This window comes from Streptomyces racemochromogenes (assembly GCF_039535215.1).
Classification (GTDB): Bacteria; Actinomycetota; Actinomycetes; order Streptomycetales; family Streptomycetaceae; genus Streptomyces; species Streptomyces racemochromogenes.
Genome location: NZ_BAAAWT010000001.1, coordinates 6,213,013 through 6,233,454, shown reverse-complemented (window position 1 = coordinate 6,233,454; position 20,442 = coordinate 6,213,013). Strand labels below are relative to the sequence as shown.

Genomic DNA, 20,442 nt, shown 5'->3' with positions numbered 1-20,442 from the left:
CGTCACGCACGACTGACACCACACGGACAGGAACGAGCCATGACCACAGACCGCATCGACGCCGACATCGCCGAAGTGCTCGTCGGGGACGCCGTCATCGCACCCTCGATGCACAACGCCCAGCCCTGGCGGTTCGTGTTCCGCCCCACCACCGGTGTCATCGAACTGCACGGCGACCCGGAACGGGCGATGAAGCGCACCGACCCCGATCACCGCGCCCTCCATATCGGCTGCGGCGCAAGCCTGTTCAACTTGCGCGTGTCCGCGGCGTGGAACGGGATCGGGGTCACTTTGGGCCTGCTGCCCGACAGCCCCGACCCCTGGCTGCTGGCCACCGTCGTCCTCGGCACGCCGACGACTGAAGACCGCGAACTCGCCGCGTTGCACGACGCACTCCGCCACCGGCACACCAGCCGCCACCCCTTCAGCGACGAAGCCGTTCCGCCGCCTCTGCTGGACGGCTTGCGAGCAGCCGCCCGGCTGGAAGGCTGCCGCCTGACCATCCCCGACCGCTGGCACACGGAGGCCGTGCTCTCACTCGTACGGGACGCGGAGCACCACGAGGAGATGGATCCGCCGGCCCAAGCGGAGACGGACGCCTGGACCACTCATGCGCAGGGCTCGGCGCCCACTCCGAGAAGCGACGGCATTCCCGCCGCGGCTTTCGGCCCACGGAGCGCCGGCCCGGCACCCGTACGGGACTTCGGCCGGGCACGCCCGGTCCCGGACCGCGGATGGGCCGTATTCGAGGAGCACCCCCAGCTGGCCCTGCTGTGCACTCCGAACGACACCGCGGCCGACTGGCTGCGTGCCGGCCAGGCGCTCGAGCGCGTGCTCCTCCAGGCCACCGCCGACGGCCTCGCCACCTCGATGACCTCCCAGCCCCTGGAATGGCCGGAGCTGCGCTGGGCGGTCCGCGATCCGCTGGTCTCCACGGGCCACGTCCAGATGGTCCTCCGCCTCGGCTACGGCCCCTCGGGACCGGTCACGCCGCGCCGCCCCGTGACGGAGGTCCTGGAACTCCGGTGAGACGGTGGTGGTGCGGAACGGCACCCGTGCACGAGGAGCCGGTCGGCCCCTCGTGCACGGGTGTGGTGGGTTCACCGGATGGCTCAGGAGGGCCAGGACCAGTCCGCGACCTCCGGCAGGTCGGTGCCGTGTTCCCGGATCCAGTCGTGGTGGCGGACGCGCTGGGCGGCCATGGACCGGCGCGGGTCCCCGGCACGGCCCGCGAGACCGGGGACGCGGTCGATGACGTCCATGACCAGCCGGTAGCGGTCCATGTCGTTGCGGACCACCATGTCGAACGGGGTCGTGGTCGTGCCGGACTCCTTGTAACCGCGCACGTGCAGCTGGGAGTGGCCGCCACGGCGGTAGGCGAGGCGGTGGATCAGCCACGGATAGCCGTGGTACGCAAAGACCACAGGCCGGTCGGTGGTGAAGAGGGTGTCGTATTCGGTGTCCGTCATGCCGTGGGGATGTTCCTCGTGGGGCATGAGGCGGGCGATGTCGACGACGTTGACGACGCGGACGGCCAGCTCCGGGAGGTGCTCGCGGAGCAGTGCGGCGGCGGCCAGCACCTCCATCGTGGGCACGTCGCCCGCGCAGGCCAGGACGACGTCCGGGGTGCCTGAGCCGTCTTCGGTACCGGCCCACTCCCAGACTCCGGCGCCGCGCGCCACGTGCGCGCGTGCCTCGCCGATCGGGAGCCAGTCGAAGCAGGGCTGCTTGCCTGCGACGATGACGTTGACCCGGTCGCGGCTGCGCAGGGCGTGGTCGGCCACGGCAAGGAGGGTGTTGGCGTCCGGCGGCAGGTAGACGCGCACCACCTCGGGGCTCTTGTTGAGCACGTGGTCGACGAATCCCGGGTCCTGGTGCGAGAAACCGTTGTTGTCCTGGCGCCAGACGTGCGAAGTGAGCAGGTAGTTGAGCGAGGCGATCGGTGCCCGCCAGGCCAGTTCCCGCGCGGTCTTCAGCCACTTGATGTGCTGTCCGACCATGGAGTCGACGATGTGCGCGAAGGCCTCGTAGGTCGAGAACAGGCCGTGGCGGCCGGTGAGGAGGTAGCCCTCCAGCCAGCCCTGGCAGACGTGTTCGGAGAGGATCTCCATCACCCGGCCGTCGCGGGACAGGTTCCGGTCCGTGGCCTCGGTGGTGCCCTGCCAGGCCTTGCCCGTGGCTTCGTACAGGTCGTCCAGGCGGTTCGAGGCGGTCTCGTCGGGCCCGACGACCCGGAAGTCCCGGCGCGCGGCCGTCTCCCGCATGACCTGGGCGAGGAAACGCCCGAGGACGCGGGTCGGTTCGTGCAGGGTGTGGCCCGGCTTGTCGACCGGGACCGCGTGCCCGTCGAGCGCGGGCAGCGGCAGCGGGCGCAGCAGCCGGCCACCGTTCGCGTACGGCACGGCGCCCAGGCGGCGGTCGCCTTCCGGGACGCAGGCCAGGACCTGTTCGGTCGGACGGCCGTCGGCGTCGAAGAGCTCCTGCGGCCGGTACGAGCGCAGCCAGTCCTCCAGCTGCCGCAGGTGCGCGGGGTTCTCGCGTACCGCCGCGAGCGGGACCTGATGGGAGCGCCACGTACCCTCGACCGGGTCGCCGTCGACGGTGGCGGGCCCTGTCCAGCCCTTCGGTGTGCGCAGCACGATCATCGGCCAGAGCGGGCGTTCCCGCCCCGGTCCGGTGGCCGCGTCCCGGGCGGCGGCCTGGATGTCGGCGATGCGGTCCAGGGCGTGGTCCATCGCGCGGGCCATGGAGTGGTGGACCAGGGCGGGGTCGCTTCCGGTCACGTACAGCGGCTCGTGGCCGTAGCCGCGCAGCAGCGCGTCGAGCTCGGCCTCGGGGATCCGGGACAGCACCGTCGGGTTGGCGATCTTGTACCCGTTGAGGTGCAGGATGGGCAGGACGGCGCCGTCGTGGACCGGGTCGAGGAACTTGTTCCCGTGCCAGGACGCGGCCAACGGCCCGGTCTCCGCCTCGCCGTCTCCGATCACGCAGGCCACCAGCAGCCCGGGATGGTCGAAGGCGGCTCCGTAGGCGTGGGCGAGGGAATATCCGAGCTCGCCGCCCTCGTGGATGGAGCCGGGTGTCTCCGGTGCCACGTGGCTGGGCACTCCTCCGGGGAACGAGAACTGCCGGAACAGCCTGGCCATGCCTTCGGCGTCCCGTGACACGTCCGGGTAGGTCTCGCTGTACGTCCCTTCCAGCCAGGCGTTGGCCAGGACCGCGGGGCCGCCGTGACCGGGGCCCCAGACGCACAGGGCCTCCAGCGAGCGCTCGCTGATCACGCGGTTGAGGTGGGTGTGCACCAGATTCAGACCGGGCGAGGTGCCCCAGTGACCGAGCAGCCGTGGCTTGATGTGCTCCGGCTGGAGCGGTTCGGTCAGCAGGGGGTTGCCCATGAGGTAGATCTGGCCGACGGCCAGGTAGTTGGCGGCGCGCCAGTGGGCGTCCAGCTCCGCGATCGAGTGCGCGGTCAACGCGGTCATGTCCGCTCCTGCGGGTGAGGGCCAGGGACGTTCGTCGACTGAGCCGATGCCGACACCCTCTCGCGGCCGGCAGGTGGCCGCCAGGGGAGGACCGGCCCTCGGGGAGGGACCGTCGGCCCTTTCGCGCACCTGCCCGGCCCGGGGAAGGTGAATCCCGGAGGCGCCCGGCACTCCCCCCACGGGTGCCACCCGTCCGGTCATGAACCCCGATGCTCGCGCATCAGTACGGAGGTCAGAGCTGTGAAGCGCACCGTTGTCGTCGGCGTGGACGGTTCTCCCGAGAGCCGGGCCGCGGCCGGCTGGGCGGCTCGGGAGGCCGTACGCCGGGACATGCACGTGCACGTGGTCCACGCCTGGCTGTGGCAGCCGCTCGCTCTCCCGGTCGTCCAGGACCGCGACTCCGAGGCCCGCCGGGCCGAGGAGATCCTGGAGGAGACGGAGGCCGAGCTCTCACGCAGGCACCCGGCGCTCTCCCTCACCGCGGAGGTGGTGCCGGACGTCCCCGTACCGGCCCTGCTGGGCGCTGCCAAGAACGCGGAGATGCTGGTGCTCGGCACCCGGGGCCACGGCGCTCTGGCCGGCTTCCTGCTCGGTTCGTACGGGCAGCAGCTGATCGCCGCCGCCGCGTGCCCGGTCGTCTCCGTCCGGGCCCGGCACGGCACGGCGGTGACCCGGTCCGCAGAGGGTGAGGTGGTCGTCGGTCAGCAGGGCGGCGTAGAGGAGTCCGCCGACGTGCTGCGTTTCGCCTTCGAGGCGGCCTCGTCGCGCAAGGCCCCGCTGCGCGCGGTCCGGGCCTGGACTCTGCCCCCGGTCTACGCCTACAGCCCCGGGTCGATGTGGATCTCGGACCAGTTCGGCGGCCTGGAGCCGTTCGAGAAGGCGGCGCTGGAGCAGGCACTGGATCCGTGGCGGACGAGGTACCCGGAGGTGGTGGTCGCCGAGCACGTGGAGCTGGGCAGCGCAGGTCAGGTGCTGCTCTCCGCCGCTTCGGACGCCCGGCTGCTCGTCGTCGGCCGGCAGATCCGGGAATCGGCGCTGGGGTCACGCATCGGATCGGTGGCCCACGCCGTCCTCCACCACTGCGCCTGCCCCGTCGCTGTCGTGCCGCACCACTGAGGCGCCGCCGGCCTACTCCGCGATGCGGATCTGGTGCCGACCGGGCGGGGTCAGGGCGTGGCTGGCGATCACGGCAGCCTGGACGCGCCCCTCCACCCCAAGCTTGACGAACAGGCGCGAGATGGTGTTCTTGACGGTCTTCTCCGCGAGGTAGAGCTGCTTGCCGATCTCCCGATTGGTCAGCCCCTCGCTGACCATGAGGAGGATCTCCTTCTCCCGGTCCGTGAATCCGGGAAGCCCGGGAACCCGCTCCTCCTCGGGCACGTCTCCACGCACGCGTGCCATCAGCCGGGTGGTGGCCCCGGGGTCGAGCATCGACTGGCCCGAGGCCACCGTCCTGACGGCGGTCACCAGGTCGGTGCCGGTGATCTGCTTCAGGACGTAGCCGGAGGCCCCTGCCATCACGGCGTCCAGGAGGGCCTCCTCGTCATCGAACGACGTGAGCATGAGGCAGGCCAGTTGGGGCATCCGCGATCGCAGCTCACGGCACACGCTCACCCCATCGCCGTCCGGGAGCCTTACGTCCAGGATCGCGACCCGGGGGCGCAACGCCGGAATGCGGGCAAGCGCCTGTTCGGCCGTGCCCGCTTCGCCGACCACGGTCAAGTCGGGTTCGGCGTCCAACAGGTCGTGGACTCCCCTGCGTACGACCTCGTGGTCGTCGAGCAGGAAGACGCGAATGGGCTCGGCCGCGGGGGAGGTGGCACTGCTGCCGGTCATGACGCAACTCCTTCGCCTGGGTTCGTCCCTGGACACACGAACACCGGCATCCTGCCCGCTGGACGGGCCGGACGGACAGGGCCGATCGGCCCTCATCGGACCGCGGCGACCTGGCGGGCACCACCTGCGGTCCCTCCGATGAGGGACCTTCGGCCCTCCCCCGAGGGCCGGCCGGGACCTCCCCGGTCGACCCGGCGCCCGATGGACTGGTGGCGCACGGGGAACGCCGCGACTCCACGGAGCCGCACGCAGCACGGAGGATGTCATGACGACCACCGCTTTGATCGACCTCAGGACCGTGGCCCGGGACGACCACGGACTGCGGATCGCCATGGCCGGAGAGCTCGACTTCCACACGGCCGGACAAGTGAGGCCGAACCTGCTGGAACTCGCCGCCTCCGGGCACCGGCGCATCATCCTGGACCTGTGCCGGCTCTCCTTCTGCGACAGCGCCGGCATCGACCTCCTGGTCCGTCTCGACCGCCGCTGCCGCGCGGCAGGAACGCGACTCCTCCTGTGTGACGTGCCACCCCTGGTGGTCAACGCGATGCGGGTGCTCGCCGCCGACCGCGACCTGACGTTCGTCGTCTCGTGAGGGCGGAGCCGTTCGGGTCAGGCACAGCGTGACCCGGCAACGCCTGGGGCCGCCCGCCGGACGGAGCGCCTGCACGTACGCCGTCCGGCACATGCGTGAGCTGGACAGGGCCGCCGCGCTGGGGCTTCTCGCGACGGTGTCCCTGGGACGCCTCGTCTTCACTCAGCACGCTCTGCCCGCCGTTCGACCGGTGAACCACCTCATCGACGGCGAGGACATCATCATCAGGATCCACGAGGGCGGTACAGGAGTTTGTTGCGCCCGTGGGCGAAACCACCGCTGACCAGCACCGTGCGGATCCACCCTGATCTCGTCACGGGGTTCCGGCTGGAGGCCGCACCGCCCTCCTCGGGCGTCTGCGGCTGACCCCGTCCCCCTTAGCCATTGCGGGCGAGCGGCGCCCGCCACACCAGCCGGCTGCCGCCCTCGTCGGGAGTCTCGACCGTGAAGGTGCCGCCCACCACCCGGGCCCGCTCGTCGAGGTTGCGCAGACCGCTCCTGCGCCCCTGCGCGGGGATGCCCACGCCATTGTCCGAGACGGTCAGTACGATCTCGCCCTGGCCGGCCTGGAGGATCACCGCGACCCGCGTCGCCTGCGCGTGGCGGGCCGCGTTGCTGAGGAGCTCGCCCAGTACCGCCACCACGTGGTCGGCGATCTGCGGAGGTACGTCCGTGTCGAGGAGCCCCTCCATGCTGAGGAGCGGCGGATGGCCGAGGGAGGTGGCCACGTCGCCGACGGCGCGGGCGGCGCGGGCGCGCAGCCCGGGTCCCCCGTCGCGGTCCTTGGTGCGCAGTCCGAAGATCGTCGATCGGATGATCTTGATGGTCTCATCCAGGTCGTCGACCGCCCGGCCGACGCGCTCGGCAGCCCCTTCGTGCTCCACGAGCCGGGCTGCGCTCTGCAGCGTCATGCCGGTGGCGAAGAGCCGTTGGATGGCCAGGTCGTGCAGGTCTCGTGCGATCCGGTCGCGTTCCTCCAGCAGTGCGATCTGTTCGGCGTCCCGGCGTCGTTCCGCCAGTTCCAGGGCTATCGCGGCCTGGCCCGCGAAGGCGACGAGCGGCTCCAGCTCGCCCTCGCCGAACGCCGGGTCTCCCGTCGGCCGGGCGAGCAGCAGGACGCCCCGGCTCTCCCCGCCCGCGGTCCCGAGCGGGACCGCCACCGCCGGTCCCAGCCCCTCCCATCCCTGCATCCGGGCCTCGGTCGCGTAGAGCCCGTCGTCCGACGCCTGCATCGCCGTCACGGGCTTGCCCGCCCGGTGCGCGGCCCCTGTGAGCGTGCCTTCGTACGGGACGACGAGCCCCTGCCGGGCGGCTCGGTCCGCGCCCGCCACGAATTCGACGACCAGGCCTTCACTGCCGTCCACCGGAACGGCGATGCTCGCGATCCGTGCAGCGGTGATCTCCTGGGCGCGGCGGGCGATGAGTTCCAGCACCGCCGGGCGCGAACTCCCGGACAGCAGGCTCTCGGTGATCTCCGCGTTGGCCCTGAGCCACCGCTGCTGGCGCTGCGCGCCCTCGTAGAGCCGCGCGTTGTCGATCGCCACGCCCGCCGCCACCGAGAGCGTGGTGATCACCGTCTCGTCCTCGGTGTCGAAGTCGACCCCGCCCCGCTTGTCGGTCAGGTAGAGGTTTCCGAACACCTCGTCACGGACGCGGATCGGCACACCGAGGAAGGTGCGCATGGGCGGGTGATGGGCGGGGAACCCCTGGGAGGAGGAGTGCGCTCCCAGATCGGTCAGGCGCAGGGGCTCCGGGTGGTGGATGACCTCACCCAGCAGTCCGTGGCCGGCCGGCAGCGGGCCGATGGCAGCGATCTCCGCGCCGGTGAGCCCCACGGTCAGGAACTGCGCGAGCCGGCGGCCGTCGGGGCCGATCACGCCCAGAGCCCCGTACTCGGCGTCCACCAGTAGCGCGGCCGCCTCCACGATGCGCCGGAGCACCTGGGCGAGGTCCAGCTCCCGTCCCACCGACACGACGGCTTCGAGCAGGCTGTGCACCCGGTCGCGGGTGCCGCGCACCTCGTCGATGCGCACCTGGAGTTCGCCCAGGAGCTCGTCGAGCCGCATCCTCGGAACCTGCGTCAACGGATCCCCCACACCCACGCGTTTCCCCTCCGCCTGCCGCCAGAAAGCCCGACCTCGCGGCCAGGGTATCGACACGCCGAGGCCCGAAGGACGTGCTGGCGCACGGATGTCCCCCGTGACTGACTGGATCGAAACGCCCGCGACGATGGGGAGGCACGGACGCGGGACTCGGCAAGGCGGCCTACGAGGCGGAACTGCTGCGACTCCAGACGGAGCTGGTCAGGCTCCAGGAATGGGCGCGCGCGAAGGGGCCCGGTTGGTCGTCGTCTTCGAGGGCCGTGACGCGGCGGGCAAGGGGGGGCACGACCAAACGCGTCGCCGAACACCTCAACCCCCGCGTGGCCCGCATCGCCGCCCTTCCGAAGCCGGCGGAGCGCGAGCGCACCCAGTGGTACTTCCAGCGCTACGTGGGGCACCTGCCGGCCGCTGGGGAGATCGTGCTGTTCGACCGGAGCTGGTACAACCGCGCCGGCGTGGAGCACGTCATGGGCTTCTGCACGCCCGCGGAGCACCAGCTCTTCCTGCGCCAATGCCCGGTCTTCGAGCGCATGCTGGTGGAGGCCTCCGACGCGGCCGAGGTCGCCGCGGCCGCGATGGGTGCACGGTACGTGTGTGTCCCATGACGTCCTCCGTGGCCGGTGTGCCGGCAGCGGTTCAGTACGGCAGGGGGCGGCCGGACGGCGTGCGCAGGTCCAGCGGGGCGGGCTTGTGGAGCTGCTTCGGCCGGGTCTGGATCCGTATGCGCTGCATCGTGGTCACCCTCTTCGAGGAACGGCGCCTGGACCGGCGTCCGGGTTCCACGGTCACGCTCCGGGGTGGGTGCGCCGCAGTGCCGAGCGGGCCCTTCTCTCGGGGCCGACCGGTCCGTTTCCGCGCGGGGCCGATCGGCCCACATGGCGCGCGCCGGGTGGCCGTACGGACCTGCTGGAAACTCCGTCCGCCCAGGTCAGCCGGACGTGAAGGACCGCCGGTCGCGTAGGACCGGCGCTCCTCCCTCGGAACTCTGCTTCACCGCTGCGGGACCCAAGGGGCCTGCCCGGTGGGTCAGGTCACTCGACGGACACGTCGTGCCGAACGATCGTCACCGGGCACGGGGCGTGAAGGGCCACCTGCTGGCTCACGGAACCGAGCAGTGCACGTCGGAAGCCACCGCGCCCTCGGCTGCCCACGACCAGCATCTCGGCGCCGTCGGCCACGTCCACCAGGACCTCGACCGGATGGCCGTGCACCAGGCGTTCCCGGACCAGCGAGGCGTGCTCTTCTCCGAGCACCGTGCGGACCTCCTCGACCAGGCGTCTCTGTGCGTCTTCCTCGTCGAACGTCGCGTCCACCGCGGGCGCCGACCACGACGCTTCGCCGGGGACCTCCCAGGCCGTGACCGCCTCCACCTTTCCACCGACGAGACCGGCGTACCGGACCGCCCAGCGCAACGCGGCCTGGGACGAGGGCGAACCATCGACGCCCACCACGATCCTGGCTGCCGAATGCTGCGTCTCCATGCCCTTCACCCCTTTCGACGCTCTGCTTCCAGCGTGTGCGCCGGGCGGTCACACCGCCACAGGGCGACCCGCACCTCTGAATCTGTGCAGGTCAAGCCGGGGACACCGGCTCAGCCCCCGGAGCCTGAACCACCGTTCCTGGCCCGGGGCGGCCTGCGTGCCCCGGCCGCCGGGAAGCACCAAGGGCACCGGTCCCAGGAGCGAGGGCGGGACCCGGATGCCGAGCCGGCCGGGCCGGAAGCGGATGCGGATGTCCCGGTGCCGGAGGCAGGAGACGGAGAAGGCGGATCCGGGGACCTCGGTGAGCGGCACGGGGTCGATGTGATGTCGCCGAGCAGGGCCGGGTCGTAGCGCTGGTACTCCCATTGCCAGGCGCGGTTCACGGCGGCCCGCCGGTGAGGGCGGCGAGCGCTGCGGGCAGTCCCCCGTTCCGTGCGGGGATCGCGGGCCCTGTCGAGCCCGACCACCAGGCGGAAACCGCCGCGTCGGCCGGCCTCGACCCCGACCACTGCGTCCTCGACCACGGCCGCGCACCCCGGCTCCACACCGAACAGGCGGGCCGCTTCGAGGAACAGGGCAGGTGCGGGCGTGCCGGGCAGTGACAGCGCGGCCGCTTCCTTGCCGTCGACGAGGACGTCGAACAGGCCGATGAGGTCCGCCGACTCCAGGAGGGCGCGGGCGTGGCGTGAGGCCGAGAGCGCGGCGCACCCGAGGTTCATCTCCCTCAGTCGCCGGAGTGCGGGTCGGACGTTGTCGGTGTCGAAGACGGCCCCGCTCGGGGCGTTCATGACTCGTGCACCACTCGGCGGCCCGTGAGGCGGAGGGGAGCGAGTTTCATCCAGTGGGTCCGGGGGCCGCCCGCCCACGGGTGGGAGCGGGCCGTCGTGGTCAGGTGCTGGATCTCTTCGGGGTCGGTGACGGCCTGCAGTTCGCCCACGGCGAGGACGCTCCAGCCGCCGGCGGTGACGTCGTCGATGTTGTCGATCTCGAAGGCGATCTCCGTGCCCGCCGCCCTGGCCGCGAGGGCCTCTGCGGCAGTCCGGAACACGATGGCGGTACCCACCACCATGTAGTTGACCGGGAGGACGGCCGGCCCCTCGGGGGTGAAGACCGCGATGCGGCCCACGCCGTGCGTCCCCAGGAGCATGCGGCACTCTTCCTCCTCCAGGGGGACGAGCGCGGTGTCGCGGCGGGCCGTGGCGCGACCGCGCACCCGGTCGGCGCTCGCGCCGGTGAGGTCGTCGACCGTGACGCCGAGGACGTCGGCGACCCGGACGAGGGTGCCCATGGCGGGGCTGGCGGCGTGCTCCTCCAGGTAAACGATGTAGTTGCCGTCGGCGCCGCACTTCCGGCCCAGCTCTTCCCGGCTCATGCCGAGGGCTTCACGGCGGGCCGCCAGGCGGCGGCCCAGGTCCGTGCGTCCGGCCGTCCCTCCGGACGGAGGGTAAGGGGTGCGGGAGATGCTCTTCATCGCGATCACTGCTCCAGGGGCGGTACGGCGACCGCGTCGTGTTGGGGGCCTCCGAGGACGACCTTGAGCGCGCCCGTCTCGCCGGCCCGGGAGAAGACGTCGTACGCCTCTTCCATCTGGTCGAGCTCGAAGCGGTGGGTGACCATCGCGGCCCCGGGAAGCCGGCCGGCGGCCATCATGCGCAGCAGCATGGGGGTGGAGTGGGTGTCGACAAGGCCGGTGGTGAGGGTGACGTCCTTGATCCACAGGTCTTCGAGGTGGAGGACGGCAGGCTTGCCGTGGACGCCGATGTTGGCGACCCGGCCGCCGGGACGGACCATGCGGGTGCACATCTCGAACGCCTCGGGCACGCCGACCGCCTCGATGACGACGTCCGCGCCGAGTCCGTCGGTCAGGTCCTCGACCAGCTTCTCCGGCTCCTCCTGCGCGCTGGCGGTGGCATCGGCGCCGAGGTCTCGGGCGGCGGCGAGCCGAGAGGCGGCCAGGTCGATGGCGATGGTTCGGTACGGGCTGTAGAGCGAGGCCGTGCCGATGGCCGCCAGCCCGATGGGGCCGGCGCCGACCACGACGACGGTGTCGCCGGGGCGGACTTTGCCGTTGAGGACGCCGACCTCGTAGGAGGTCGGGAAGATGTCGGCGAGCAGGACCGCTTCGTGGCTCGGCAGGGCGCTGGGCAGCGGGTGCACGGAGAGGTCGGCGAAGGGGACGCGTACGTACTCGGCCTGGGTTCCGTCGATGGTGTGGCCCAGGACCCAGCCGCCTCCTCCTCGGCACTGCCCGTAGCGGGCTTCGCGGCAGAAGCGGCAGCGGCCGCAGGCGGAGATGCAGGAGATCAGGACGCGGTCGCCGGGGCGGACGGTGCGGACGTCGCCGCCGGTCTCGACGACGGTGCCGACGGCCTCGTGGCCGAGGACGCGGCCCGGGGCGACCTCGGGGACGTCGCCCTTGACGATGTGCAGGTCGGTGCCGCAGATGGTGACGGCGTCGACCCGCACGATCGCGTCGGCGGCGTCCTTGATCGAGGGGTCCGGGACGTCCTGCCAGGAGGTCTGTCCGGGCCCGTGGAAGACGAGTGCCTTCATGGCGCGGCTCTTTCTCTGTGCGGTGCGGAAGTGGGGTCACCGCCAGCCTGTGCCCGTATCCCGCCGTCACGCTTGGGCCGGTCGGCCCCTCACCGGGGACCGGTAGGGCCCCTCCCGTCCGGCCCGGCCGGTGCGACGGTGAAGTCCGGCATCCGTCCCGAGAAGCCGGAAAGGATGGGCCTGCCATGTCTCAGCCGACCCCGTCTCCCACGTCCGTCACCGCCGCGACCCGGCCGGCGCTGCTGCGCTTCCTGGGGGGTGTGCGGACGGTGACCGGGAGCAAGTTCCTGGTCGAGAGCGACCACGCCCGGATCCTCGTCGACTGCGGACTCTTCCAGGGTGTCGCGGACCTGCGACGCCGCAACTGGGACAAGCTGCCCTGCGACGCCTCCGACATCCATGCCGTCGTGGTCACCCACGCCCATCTGGACCACTGCGGCTATCTGCCGCGCCTGGTCCGGCAAGGCTTCCGCGGTCCCATCCTGACCAGCGCCCGCACGGCCCGCCTCGCCGAGATCGTGCTCCGCGACAGCGCCCGCCTCCAGTCGGAGGCCGCCGAGCACGCCAACCGGCACGGCTGGTCCAAGCACCGGCCCGCCAAGCCCCTGTACGACGATGACGACGTCGACCACACGGTGAAGTTCTTCGACCCGGTCTCCTTCGGCAGCGAGGTCGAGATCATGGCCGGAACGAAGCTCACGCTCCACCGCGGCGGCCACATCCTCGGCTCCGCCTGGGCCCACCTGACCCTGGAGGACGGCCACACCCTCGCCACCAGCGGCGACCTCGGCCGGCCCGGCCACCCGCTCCTCCTGCCACCCGAGCCGTTCACCGGCGCCGACGTCCTGCTCATGGAGTCGACGTACGGCAACCGCCGCCACGACCACGAGACCGCGCGACGCGCATTCGCCTCGGTGATCACCCGCACGCTCTCCCGGGGCGGCACGGTCGTCATCCCGGCGTTCGCGATCGACCGCACCGAGGTCGTCCTGCACGAACTCGCCGCGCTCCGGGACGACGGCACGCTCCCCCGCCACGTGCCCGTCTACGTCGACAGCCCCATGGCCCTGGCCGCCCTCGACGTCTACCGCGACGCCGTACGGGCCCGCTCGCCCGAGCTGCGACCCGAGATCCTCGCCGCCGGTGAGTCCGCCATCAGCCCGGACCCGTTCCTCGCCGCCCGCACCGTCCAGGAGTCGATCGACATCAACGGCGCCACCGGCCCGGCGATCATCGTCTCCTCCGCCGGCATGGCCACCGGCGGCCGCGTCCTGCACCACCTCCACCGCATCCTCCCCGACCCCCGCAACGCCGTCGTCATCGTCGGCTTCGCCGCCGCCGGCACCCGCGCCCGGGACCTGGTCGACGGCGCCCGCGTGCTGAAGATGTTCGGCGAGTACGTCCCCGTGCGCGCCGAGGTCGCCGACGTACCGCACTTCTCCGCCCACGCCGACGCCGGCCAGATCATCGACTGGCTGCGCTCCGCGCCGCCCCCGCACACGACCTACCTCGTCCACGGTGAGGAGAGCGCCGCCGAGACCCTGCGCGACCGGATCACGGACGAGCTGGGCTGGACGGCCGTCGTACCCAGGTCCGGGGAGGCCGTCCTGGTCCGCTGAGAAGGGCCGGCCGGCCCCGCGGTCTGCACCGCGCGGCCCTGCCGGCCCCCACGGCACCCGGCAGGGTGAAGGGGAAGGGTTGGAGGCACACCATGAGCACCGTGCGCAGCATCCTCGAACAGATGACTCCGGAAGCCCGCGAGGCCCTGCTCGCCCACTCCACCGGGTCACGTTCCCGGCCGGCACCAGCATCTTCAAGGAACACCAGCGGGCCGAGAAGTTCTGGATCATCGAATGCGGCACCGTCGACCTCGACACCCACGTGCCCGGCCACAAGAACGCCGTCATCGACACCCTCCGCCACGGCGAACTACTCGGCTGGTACTGGATGTTCCGCCCCTACACCTGGCACCTGGGCGCCACCGCCTCCCGCGAGGTCACCGCCCTCGAGTTCGACGCCGCCACCGTACGGGAGCTGTGCAACGAGGACTCGGCCGTCGGCCGGTCCCCCGCTCGCCTACGCACGCTGAGGACCCCGCCATGACCTCCACCCCCTACACCGTCGCCGACGTGATGACCACCAAGGTCATCGCCGTCACCCCGGAGACAGGCTTCAAGGACATCGCCGCCGCGATGGAACGCTGGAAGGTGACCGCCCTCCCCGTCATCCAAGGTGAAGGCCGCGTCGTCGGCGTCGTCTCCGAAGCCGACCTCCTGCCCAAGGAGGAGTTCCACGAACACCGCCCGGGCCTGATCGAGCAGATGCGCCGCCTGGGCGACACCGCCAAGGCCGGATCCACGCGCGCCGAGGACCTCATGACCACCCCCGCCGTCACGATCCGCCCCGGCGCCACCCTCCCCCAGGCGGCCCGCCTCATGACCGAGCGGCACATCAAGCGCCTCCCGGTCGTCGGCGCCGACGGCACCCTCAAGGGCGTCGTCAGCCGCGCCGACCTCCTCAAGGTCTTCCTCCGTACGGATGAGGACCTCACCACGGAGGTCCGCGAGAGCGTCGTCAAGCGCCTCTTCCCGCTCTCCCACGAAGCAGTCAAGGTCACCGTCTCCCACGGGATCGCCACCCTGACCGGCCACGTGAAGGACCACACCCTGATCCCTCTCGCCGATCGCCTCACCCACTCCGTCGAAGGAATCGTCGACGTGCGCTGTCGGCTTGAAGCCGGCTCCGACGGTTGACGAGCGAAACCGAGCCGTGCCGTCGGTTGGCCCTCGTCCCCGCCCAAAGGTCCGACAACCGGGCCCGGCTCAGTGCCGTCCTCGTCCTCCAAGTGTTCCTCCAGCCGGCCGGGGTCATGTGACCGTCGCTCCTCCAGGTGGCGTCAGCCTGTGCGGGCTGGGCGCGGGCGGCTCCGTGAGCCCGGTGCCGGCGGCGGTTCCGCCCGCCTGGTCAACCACACCCCGCGTCTGCCGCGGGTGGACGGGGACCGACTCAGGTCGGCGCTCGACCACGCCCGCGGTCCAATGCCGTGACGGGGAGGGTCCAACGGAGAGAGACCAACTCTTGCCGCAGTCTTGCCCACCGCTTTGGTGAGCCTTCGACGGAGCCGAACTAGCCTTCCCGCCATGCCCATTCGCCCGCCACGTCCCCTGGCCCTGCCGGTCCTGCCGTACCGCAAGCCCACCCGCGGCCGTGACTACTGGGTCCTGGACGACGTGCTTCCCGACGTGGACGCCGTACGGGCCCGCTGCCTGGCGAAGGAGGACTGGGTCCAGGGAGCCCCGCACAAGCCCGAGCCCTGGCCGGGGCTGCGCGCCATGCCGGGACTGGAACCGGACGAACTGGCCCGCGTGGAGCGGCAGGTGCGGCAGGCGACCGGGGCCAAGCGGATCTGGCCCGAGAACCCGGCCGGCGCCGGCACCTTCAACCACAACTGCGTCCAGGTCGTCGGCAAGGACGAGTGCGAGCCCCGCCCGCACACCGACTCCCGCACCCTGTGCCGCTACGCCGCCGTCCTCTACCTCAGCCCGGCCCTCCCCAAGGACTGCGGCACCAGCTTCTACCGCCAGCGGCTCCCGGACGGCGCCCTCGGCGGCAATCAGGTCCTCGCCCCCCACAACAACCTGGTCGACGCCCTCGGCACCCGCTTCGTCCCCGAGGACTCCTTCACCGAGGACGTCCGCGTCCCCCACCGCTACAACCGCCTGCTGCTCTACTCGGCCAACCTCATCCACAGCGCGACGGGCTACTGGGGCACGACCCTGGAGGACAAACGGATGACGGCGGTCTTCTTCTGGATGGCCTAGCACCAGGACGTCGCAGTGGCCCGCGTTCTGGTGGGGCCGGTTCGGGCTGCCGTCAGCGGCTTGCGTACGGCAGGAGGGCCATCTCGCGCGCGTTCTTGATGGCGGTGGCGAGGGCCCGCTGCTGCTGGGCCGTCACTCGTGTGACGCGGCGACTGCGGATCTTCCCGCGGTCGGAGATGAACCTCCGGAGCAGGTCGGTGTCCTTGTAGTCGATGGAGGTGATCCCGGCGACGTCGAGGGGATTGGGCCGGGACTTCACGGGCTTGCGGGGGTACGGGGTTCGGGCCATGGTGGCGTCTCCTTGAATTGATCGTCGGACGGGTCAGGCGGCGTTGAGGAGGGAGTCGAAAGCGGCGGGCAGGCCCTTCCAGGCCTCGCGCCCGGCCGTGTACTCGGCGTCCGTCAGCAGGCAGGAGTCGAGGAGCCGCTCCAGCCCGTCCCGGTCGAGACCGGGCGAGGTGAAGACGAGGTGCTGGCAGCAGTCTCCGTGGTCCGGGTGCCAGTCGAGCGCGGCAGCCGCGCGGCGCATCGGCGGCACCATCTCCCACGCCGCGTCCGGCAGCGATGCCAGCCAGGGGCCGGCGCTCTCCACGCACAGGGCTCCTCCGGCCGCGTCCCAGGCGAGCAGCGTGTCGGGGCGGTCGGCGAGCCAGAACCGGCCCCGGCTGCGGGCCGCGGCGCAGCACAGGTCCTCGAGTGCCTGGTAGAGGCGTTCGGGGTGGAAGGGCCGCCGGCGGCGCCAGACGAGCGTGGTGACGCCGGCTTCGTCGGCGTCCTGGGGCAGGAGCGCGCAGGCGGGGTGCTGGGCGGCCGCGGCGGCCTCGACGTCGAAGCCTGCGAATGCCGCCCGGGCGAGTTCGACGGAACCGGCCCGCACCCGCTGGGCGGTGGGGTGCAGCTGCGCGAGGAGCGCGCGGTCCTCGTCGTCGGCCTCTTCGCTCTCGACGAGGGCGAGGACCGGGGCGTACTCCAACTGCCGGGCCCAGGTGTCCCCGATGGTCCTCTGGTCGGTGGGGGCCGCGGCGAGGCCGGCTTCGGCCAGGTCGTCGCCGTTGCCGAGGCAGGGCAGGACGAGCGCGGGGTCCACGGCGGTGATCACGTTCGTCAGGACGAATCGGTCTCCGCCGTGGCCCGCGATGACCTCGGCCATGGCCTTCGGTTCGACCGAGTCCCACAGCTCGACCACGGCGAGCCGGGCCAGGCCGCTGTCCGCCATCCGCTCCAGTTCCGGCACCAGGTCCTCGCGCAGGGCGCAGCACGCGCAGTCGTTGACCAGCGGTGCGTCACCACGGGTGAGGGTGCCGGAGGCGTCGCGGATCTCGCGGAGCACGGTGCCGTCGGAAGCTCTGGCCAGGTCGTGGTGGAGCGCGACGCTGCCGTGCACGGACCGCAGCAGGCTTTCGACGACCTCCTTGCGTGCGTCGGCGTGCATTCCGGCGACGATCACGACGGGGAGCTGATTCTCGCGGTCCATCACCGGGTTCCGTAGCGGCGCTGGAACTTCTCGACGCGGCCGGCGGTGTCGAGGACGCGGGCGGTGCCCGTGTAGAAGGGGTGGCTCGCGGAGGAGATCTCGACGTCGACGACCGGGTAGGTGTTGCCGTCCTCCCAGTCGATCGTCTTGTCGCTCGTCATCGTGGAGCGGGTGAGGAAAGCGGTGCCGGAGGCGGTGTCGCGGAAGACGACGGGCCCGTAGGCGGGGTGGATGCCGGGCTTCACGGCAGGAACCTTTCGACGGTGGGGCGGGGGTGCGGGGGTGCGGGGGGTCAGCGCTCTTCGCGGAAGTCGACGTGCCGCCGGACGACCGGGTCGTACTTGCGCAGTACCAGCCGGTCGGGATCGTTCCGACGGTTCTTGCGGGTGACGTAGGTGAACCCGGTGCCCGCGGTGGAGCGGAGCTTGATGACCGGGCGGATCTCGTTGCGTGCCATGTGGCTACTATATGGGAATGGTTTCCATTTCCAATACGGAGACCTCGACGAAGGGAGCCCCATTCATGTCAGCGCACTGCCAACTGACCGGCGCCAAGCCGGGATTCGGCAACAACATCTCGCACTCACACCGGCGCACCTCGCGCCGCTTCAACCCGAACATCCAGCACAAGCGCTACTGGCTGCCCAGCGAAGGGCGCCATGTCCGCCTGACCCTTAGCGCCAGGGCCATCAAGACCGTGGACGCGATCGGCGTCGAAGCCGCGGTGGCCCGCATCCGCGCACGGGGAGGGAAGATCTGATGGCGAAGCGGAGCAAGATCGCGAAGAACGAGAAGCGGAAGGCGGTCGTCGAGCACTACGCCACCCGGCGGGCCGAGCTCAAGGAGGTCATCCGCCGCCCGTCCTCCACCGCGGCGGAGCGCGAAGCCGCGTACGCCGAACTGCGCCGGCAGCCGCGCGACGCCAGCGCCACCCGGGTGCGCAACCGCGACAGCGTCGACGGCCGCCCCCGCGGCTACCTCCGCACGTTCGGACTCTCCCGCGTCCGCACACGGGAGCAGGCGCACGCGGGCTTCCTGCCGGGAGTGACCAAGTCGTCCTGGTAAGCGCCACCCAGGCCGCACGCCCGCCACAGGAGTCGGGCGTGCGGCCATGGCGCCGCACGAGCACCATCAAGCTCGCGGCGGCGAGGAAAGCGACGATCGCGTGCGGGGTTTTGGGGAGCCGACGACCCGGTCGCCCTGGCCGACGCCCAGGTCGCGCAGGGTGGCGGCGACGGAGGCCTCCTGTGCCCGCAGCCGGCCGCCGACCGCCGGTCACCTCGTATCCGGAGCCGGTCTCGTCGAGGGCGATGATCGCCACGATGTCGTCGGTGAGGGCGTCGGGGAACCAGTGGGCGCCCGGCATCCGCTCCCGCGAGCACCTGTTCCGGCGAGCCCGGCGTGGCGGGCGAAGTCCGTGATGCGGCTGTCGGCGACGGCCTGTGGGTCGGGCGTCCACGGCCGGGTAGGGCGTGGTCAGCGGGGGGCGCGCCTTGGCCGGCTGGTCTGGGCGGTCCGGGCGGAAGGGTGGGGGCTGCGCGTGGTGTGCAGGAGGGACGCCCAGGCGGCGGTGTCCGTGAAGTCGTGCCTCCCGGCCGGGACGAGGTCCATGACGACGCGGTCGGGGCGCAGCAGGACGGCGTCCGCCCGGCCGGCGCGCAGCCAGGCGGTGAGGGTGCCGTCGTCACGGAGGCCGGTCACGGGGATCGCCGGGACGCCGAGCCCGTAGGCGAGGGCGCGCACCGAGGGAGAGGGATCAGCGGCGGTCAGCACGGTGAAGCCGTCGCCGAGCAGTTCGTCGAGGCGGGAGCGCCGGCCGTCGGGTCCCACCACCCGTGGTTGCGGGCAGTGGGTGCCCGCGAGGCTCCCGCGCGTACGACGCCGGACGAGGGGTCCGGCGGTCAGGGGTGGGCTGAGGTCGCGGCCCGCCGCCGTGGTGAGGCCGGGTATGCGGCAGGCCGCGGCCAGGATCCCGCGGCGCAGTGCGGCGGCGCCGTCCTGGCCGCCGGTCATGGCCCAGCCCATGGCGACCGCGAGCCGGATCGCGTGCCGTGCGTGCGGTTTGCGCTCGCTCTCGTAGGTGTCCAGCAGCCGTTCGTCGCCGCCCTGCTGGAGGACTCGGGCGAGCTTCCAGGTGAGGTTGTGGGCATCACGCAGGCCCGAGCAGAGTCCCTGCCCGATGAACGGCGGGGTGAGGTGGGCGGCGTCGCCGAGGAGGAAGACCCGTCCGTTGCGCCACCGGTCGGCCACCCGCGCCCGGAAGGTGTACTGCGTCTCCCGTACGATGTCGAAGTCCCCGTCGTACGAAGGCGACAGCCACGGGGCGATCAGTTCGCGGACCGGCTGCCGCCCGTCTTGCAGCCGGAACTCCCAGCGGTAGCGGTCCTCGCCGACGCGCATGAACGTCGCCGGCCGGTGCGGGTCGCAGACCTGGTCGACGCCTTCCCAGCAGCGGACGTCGGCCTTCGTGCGGACGTCGATGACGGTCCAGCGTTCCTCGAAGCGCAGGTCCTCCCATGAGGCGCCGATGGCGGCACGGGTGAGGCTGCCCGCGCCGTCGCAGCCGAGGACCGCCTCGGCCCACAGGTGGTGCTCACCGTCGCCGTCGCGGTAGGTCACGCGGACGGGGCCGGTGGGCTCCGGGCCGACGCCGGTGACCTCGACACCGCCCCGCAGCTCGCACTCGGGGCGCTGGGCGAGGGCGTCGCGTAGCAGTCGTTCCAGCTCGGGCTGGTCGAACATGCTGGTCTGCGGGTAGCCGTGGTGGCCGTGCTCGGATCGCCGGAACTCGGCCACGACCCGGTGCCGGGCGTCCAGCAGCCGCAGTCCGTGCGCGGGGCGGGCGATCGCGGCGAACTCCTCGCCCACGCCCGCGGCCTGGAGGATGCGGCGCACCTCGTCGTCGGTGGCGACGGCGCGCGGGAGCGGGTAGACGTCCTGGTGGCGTTCCAGGATGACGGTGCGGATACCGCGCCGGGCGAGGAGGAGGGCGGCGGTCACGCCCACCGGCCCGGCGCCGATGATCACGACGGGTGTGGGGGCTGGCTGTGCGGGAGCGGGTGCGGTGGGCCGGGGGCCGGCCTGGTCGGCGGTCATGTG

General features: G+C 72.0%; 22 protein-coding genes and 2 pseudogenes. 11 read left to right on the top strand and 13 right to left on the bottom strand.

Going from position 1 to position 20,442, the window contains the following annotated elements; translation table 11 throughout:
• Window positions 1–39 precede the first annotated feature (39 nt).
• Complete coding sequence (locus ABD973_RS28640) at window positions 40–1,029, top strand: Acg family FMN-binding oxidoreductase (RefSeq protein ID WP_345502858.1); 990 nt, start codon at window positions 40–42, stop codon at window positions 1,027–1,029.
• Window positions 1,030–1,112: 83 nt separating this feature from the next.
• Here the strand turns inward: ABD973_RS28640 and ABD973_RS28635 are convergent, their stop codons facing one another.
• Window positions 1,113–3,482: a phosphoketolase family protein gene (locus tag ABD973_RS28635; RefSeq protein ID WP_345502856.1), complete on the bottom strand. Its 2,370-nt coding sequence runs from the start codon at window positions 3,480–3,482 to the stop codon at window positions 1,113–1,115.
• A 240-nt stretch (window positions 3,483–3,722) separates the two neighbouring features.
• On the opposite strand from ABD973_RS28635, the gene ABD973_RS28630 reads away from it, so the two are divergent.
• Window positions 3,723–4,598: a universal stress protein gene (locus ABD973_RS28630; RefSeq protein WP_125820288.1), complete on the top strand. Its 876-nt coding sequence runs from the start codon at window positions 3,723–3,725 to the stop codon at window positions 4,596–4,598.
• Window positions 4,599–4,610: 12 nt separating this feature from the next.
• Here the strand turns inward: ABD973_RS28630 and ABD973_RS28625 are convergent, their stop codons facing one another.
• Window positions 4,611–5,318 (bottom strand): response regulator, encoded by a 708-nt coding sequence (locus ABD973_RS28625; RefSeq protein WP_125820289.1) that lies wholly within the window; start codon window positions 5,316–5,318, stop codon window positions 4,611–4,613.
• 265 nt (window positions 5,319–5,583) lie between these two features.
• On the opposite strand from ABD973_RS28625, the gene ABD973_RS28620 reads away from it, so the two are divergent.
• Window positions 5,584–5,913: an STAS domain-containing protein gene (locus ABD973_RS28620; protein WP_125820290.1), complete on the top strand. Its 330-nt coding sequence runs from the start codon at window positions 5,584–5,586 to the stop codon at window positions 5,911–5,913.
• A gap of 91 nt (window positions 5,914–6,004) precedes the next feature.
• Window positions 6,005–6,151, top strand: a pseudogene (locus ABD973_RS34815) (pyridoxamine 5'-phosphate oxidase family protein); the annotation flags it as partial.
• A gap of 139 nt (window positions 6,152–6,290) precedes the next feature.
• Here ABD973_RS34815 and ABD973_RS28610 read toward each other — a convergent pair.
• Window positions 6,291–7,979 (bottom strand): sensor histidine kinase, encoded by a 1,689-nt coding sequence (locus ABD973_RS28610; RefSeq protein WP_345502853.1) that lies wholly within the window; start codon window positions 7,977–7,979, stop codon window positions 6,291–6,293.
• Window positions 7,980–8,116: 137 nt separating this feature from the next.
• On the opposite strand from ABD973_RS28610, the gene ABD973_RS28605 reads away from it, so the two are divergent.
• Window positions 8,117–8,620, top strand: a complete 504-nt coding sequence (locus ABD973_RS28605; RefSeq protein ID WP_345504784.1) for a polyphosphate kinase 2 family protein — start codon at window positions 8,117–8,119, stop codon at window positions 8,618–8,620.
• A gap of 426 nt (window positions 8,621–9,046) precedes the next feature.
• Here ABD973_RS28605 and ABD973_RS28600 read toward each other — a convergent pair whose 3' ends face one another.
• From ABD973_RS28600 to ABD973_RS28585, 4 genes are all read right to left on the bottom strand, one after another.
• Window positions 9,047–9,496 carry a universal stress protein gene (locus ABD973_RS28600; protein WP_164720841.1) on the bottom strand — a complete coding sequence of 150 codons (450 nt, stop codon included), beginning with the start codon at window positions 9,494–9,496 and terminating at the stop codon, window positions 9,047–9,049.
• Between the two features lie 110 nt (window positions 9,497–9,606).
• Window positions 9,607–10,284, bottom strand: coding sequence for an HAD-IA family hydrolase (locus tag ABD973_RS34810; protein ID WP_386381976.1), 678 nt, complete (start codon window positions 10,282–10,284; stop codon window positions 9,607–9,609).
• The gene (locus ABD973_RS28590; RefSeq protein ID WP_125820292.1) at window positions 10,281–10,967 is read right to left on the bottom strand and encodes a helix-turn-helix domain-containing protein; all 687 of its coding nucleotides are present in this window, start codon (window positions 10,965–10,967) and stop codon (window positions 10,281–10,283) included. The genes ABD973_RS34810 and ABD973_RS28590 overlap by 4 nt, the downstream gene beginning before the upstream one ends.
• Window positions 10,968–10,972: 5 nt before the next feature.
• Window positions 10,973–12,049: an alcohol dehydrogenase catalytic domain-containing protein gene (locus tag ABD973_RS28585; protein ID WP_345502850.1), complete on the bottom strand. Its 1,077-nt coding sequence runs from the start codon at window positions 12,047–12,049 to the stop codon at window positions 10,973–10,975.
• A gap of 185 nt (window positions 12,050–12,234) precedes the next feature.
• Between ABD973_RS28585 and ABD973_RS28580 the strand changes: the two genes are divergently transcribed.
• The 4 genes from ABD973_RS28580 to ABD973_RS28565 all read left to right on the top strand — a co-directional run bounded on the left by ABD973_RS28580 (window position 12,235) and on the right by ABD973_RS28565 (window position 15,870).
• A complete protein-coding gene (locus tag ABD973_RS28580) occupies window positions 12,235–13,668 on the top strand; it encodes an MBL fold metallo-hydrolase RNA specificity domain-containing protein (RefSeq protein ID WP_345502848.1) in 1,434 nt (477 codons plus the stop codon).
• Window positions 13,669–13,747: 79 nt separating this feature from the next.
• Window positions 13,748–14,152, top strand: a complete 405-nt coding sequence (locus ABD973_RS28575; RefSeq protein WP_164720842.1) for a cyclic nucleotide-binding domain-containing protein — start codon at window positions 13,748–13,750, stop codon at window positions 14,150–14,152.
• Window positions 14,149–14,802: a CBS domain-containing protein gene (locus tag ABD973_RS28570; protein ID WP_345502844.1), complete on the top strand. Its 654-nt coding sequence runs from the start codon at window positions 14,149–14,151 to the stop codon at window positions 14,800–14,802. The genes ABD973_RS28575 and ABD973_RS28570 overlap by 4 nt, the downstream gene beginning before the upstream one ends.
• 387 nt (window positions 14,803–15,189) lie before the next feature.
• The gene (locus ABD973_RS28565; RefSeq protein ID WP_345502842.1) at window positions 15,190–15,870 is read left to right on the top strand and encodes a DUF6445 family protein; all 681 of its coding nucleotides are present in this window, start codon (window positions 15,190–15,192) and stop codon (window positions 15,868–15,870) included.
• Between the two features lie 52 nt (window positions 15,871–15,922).
• Here ABD973_RS28565 and rpsR read toward each other — a convergent pair whose 3' ends face one another.
• From rpsR to rpmG, 4 genes are read right to left on the bottom strand one after another with little or no spacing between them, the layout of a single operon-like run.
• Window positions 15,923–16,159 carry a 30S ribosomal protein S18 gene (gene rpsR / locus ABD973_RS28560; protein ID WP_125820298.1) on the bottom strand — a complete coding sequence of 79 codons (237 nt, stop codon included), beginning with the start codon at window positions 16,157–16,159 and terminating at the stop codon, window positions 15,923–15,925.
• A 33-nt stretch (window positions 16,160–16,192) separates the two neighbouring features.
• Window positions 16,193–17,344, bottom strand: coding sequence for a CobW family GTP-binding protein (locus ABD973_RS28555; RefSeq protein WP_345502840.1), 1,152 nt, complete (start codon window positions 17,342–17,344; stop codon window positions 16,193–16,195).
• Complete coding sequence (locus tag ABD973_RS28550) at window positions 17,344–17,589, bottom strand: type B 50S ribosomal protein L31 (RefSeq protein ID WP_125595129.1); 246 nt, start codon at window positions 17,587–17,589, stop codon at window positions 17,344–17,346. Before ABD973_RS28550 ends, ABD973_RS28555 begins: the two co-directional genes overlap by 1 nt.
• 47 nt (window positions 17,590–17,636) lie before the next feature.
• Window positions 17,637–17,801, bottom strand: coding sequence for a 50S ribosomal protein L33 (rpmG, locus tag ABD973_RS28545; RefSeq protein ID WP_125595130.1), 165 nt, complete (start codon window positions 17,799–17,801; stop codon window positions 17,637–17,639).
• 65 nt (window positions 17,802–17,866) lie between these two features.
• On the opposite strand from rpmG, the gene rpmB reads away from it, so the two are divergent.
• Together rpmB and rpsN are read left to right on the top strand one after the other, a co-directional pair.
• The gene (gene rpmB, locus ABD973_RS28540; RefSeq protein WP_345504782.1) at window positions 17,867–18,103 is read left to right on the top strand and encodes a 50S ribosomal protein L28; all 237 of its coding nucleotides are present in this window, start codon (window positions 17,867–17,869) and stop codon (window positions 18,101–18,103) included.
• Window positions 18,103–18,408 (top strand): 30S ribosomal protein S14, encoded by a 306-nt coding sequence (gene rpsN / locus ABD973_RS28535; protein WP_345502837.1) that lies wholly within the window; start codon window positions 18,103–18,105, stop codon window positions 18,406–18,408. Before rpmB ends, rpsN begins: the two co-directional genes overlap by 1 nt.
• A 67-nt stretch (window positions 18,409–18,475) precedes the next feature.
• Here the strand turns inward: rpsN and ABD973_RS28530 are convergent.
• Both ABD973_RS28530 and mhpA read right to left on the bottom strand, forming a co-directional pair.
• Window positions 18,476–18,765 (bottom strand): annotated as a pseudogene (locus ABD973_RS28530) (acetoacetate--CoA ligase); the annotation flags it as partial.
• Window positions 18,766–18,819: 54 nt separating this feature from the next.
• On the bottom strand, window positions 18,820–20,439 hold the full coding sequence (gene mhpA, locus ABD973_RS28525; protein WP_345502835.1) for a bifunctional 3-(3-hydroxy-phenyl)propionate/3-hydroxycinnamic acid hydroxylase MhpA: 1,620 nt from the start codon (window positions 20,437–20,439) through the stop codon (window positions 18,820–18,822).
• Window positions 20,440–20,442 lie beyond the last annotated feature (3 nt).

What these genes read in the sequence shown, in the direction of transcription:
- ABD973_RS28640 (WP_345502858.1), top strand. Translation starts at nt 40, where the DNA reads ATGACCACAGACCGCATCGACGCCGACATCGCCGAAGTGCTCGTCGGG.
- ABD973_RS28635 (WP_345502856.1), bottom strand. Translation starts at nt 3,482, where the DNA reads ATGACCGCGTTGACCGCGCACTCGATCGCGGAGCTGGACGCCCACTGG.
- ABD973_RS28625 (WP_125820289.1), bottom strand. Translation starts at nt 5,318, where the DNA reads ATGACCGGCAGCAGTGCCACCTCCCCCGCGGCCGAGCCCATTCGCGTC.
- ABD973_RS28620 (WP_125820290.1), top strand. Translation starts at nt 5,584, where the DNA reads ATGACGACCACCGCTTTGATCGACCTCAGGACCGTGGCCCGGGACGAC.
- ABD973_RS28610 (WP_345502853.1), bottom strand. Translation starts at nt 7,979, where the DNA reads ATGCGGCTCGACGAGCTCCTGGGCGAACTCCAGGTGCGCATCGACGAG.
- ABD973_RS28600 (WP_164720841.1), bottom strand. Translation starts at nt 9,496, where the DNA reads ATGGAGACGCAGCATTCGGCAGCCAGGATCGTGGTGGGCGTCGATGGT.
- ABD973_RS34810 (WP_386381976.1), bottom strand. Translation starts at nt 10,284, where the DNA reads ATGAACGCCCCGAGCGGGGCCGTCTTCGACACCGACAACGTCCGACCC.
- ABD973_RS28590 (WP_125820292.1), bottom strand. Translation starts at nt 10,967, where the DNA reads ATGAAGAGCATCTCCCGCACCCCTTACCCTCCGTCCGGAGGGACGGCC.
- ABD973_RS28585 (WP_345502850.1), bottom strand. Translation starts at nt 12,049, where the DNA reads ATGAAGGCACTCGTCTTCCACGGGCCCGGACAGACCTCCTGGCAGGAC.
- ABD973_RS28580 (WP_345502848.1), top strand. Translation starts at nt 12,235, where the DNA reads ATGTCTCAGCCGACCCCGTCTCCCACGTCCGTCACCGCCGCGACCCGG.
- ABD973_RS28570 (WP_345502844.1), top strand. Translation starts at nt 14,149, where the DNA reads ATGACCTCCACCCCCTACACCGTCGCCGACGTGATGACCACCAAGGTC.
- ABD973_RS28565 (WP_345502842.1), top strand. Translation starts at nt 15,190, where the DNA reads ATGCCCATTCGCCCGCCACGTCCCCTGGCCCTGCCGGTCCTGCCGTAC.
- rpsR (WP_125820298.1), bottom strand. Translation starts at nt 16,159, where the DNA reads ATGGCCCGAACCCCGTACCCCCGCAAGCCCGTGAAGTCCCGGCCCAAT.
- ABD973_RS28555 (WP_345502840.1), bottom strand. Translation starts at nt 17,344, where the DNA reads ATGGACCGCGAGAATCAGCTCCCCGTCGTGATCGTCGCCGGAATGCAC.
- rpmG (WP_125595130.1), bottom strand. Translation starts at nt 17,801, where the DNA reads ATGGCACGCAACGAGATCCGCCCGGTCATCAAGCTCCGCTCCACCGCG.
- rpmB (WP_345504782.1), top strand. Translation starts at nt 17,867, where the DNA reads ATGTCAGCGCACTGCCAACTGACCGGCGCCAAGCCGGGATTCGGCAAC.
- rpsN (WP_345502837.1), top strand. Translation starts at nt 18,103, where the DNA reads ATGGCGAAGCGGAGCAAGATCGCGAAGAACGAGAAGCGGAAGGCGGTC.
- mhpA (WP_345502835.1), bottom strand. Translation starts at nt 20,439, where the DNA reads ATGACCGCCGACCAGGCCGGCCCCCGGCCCACCGCACCCGCTCCCGCA.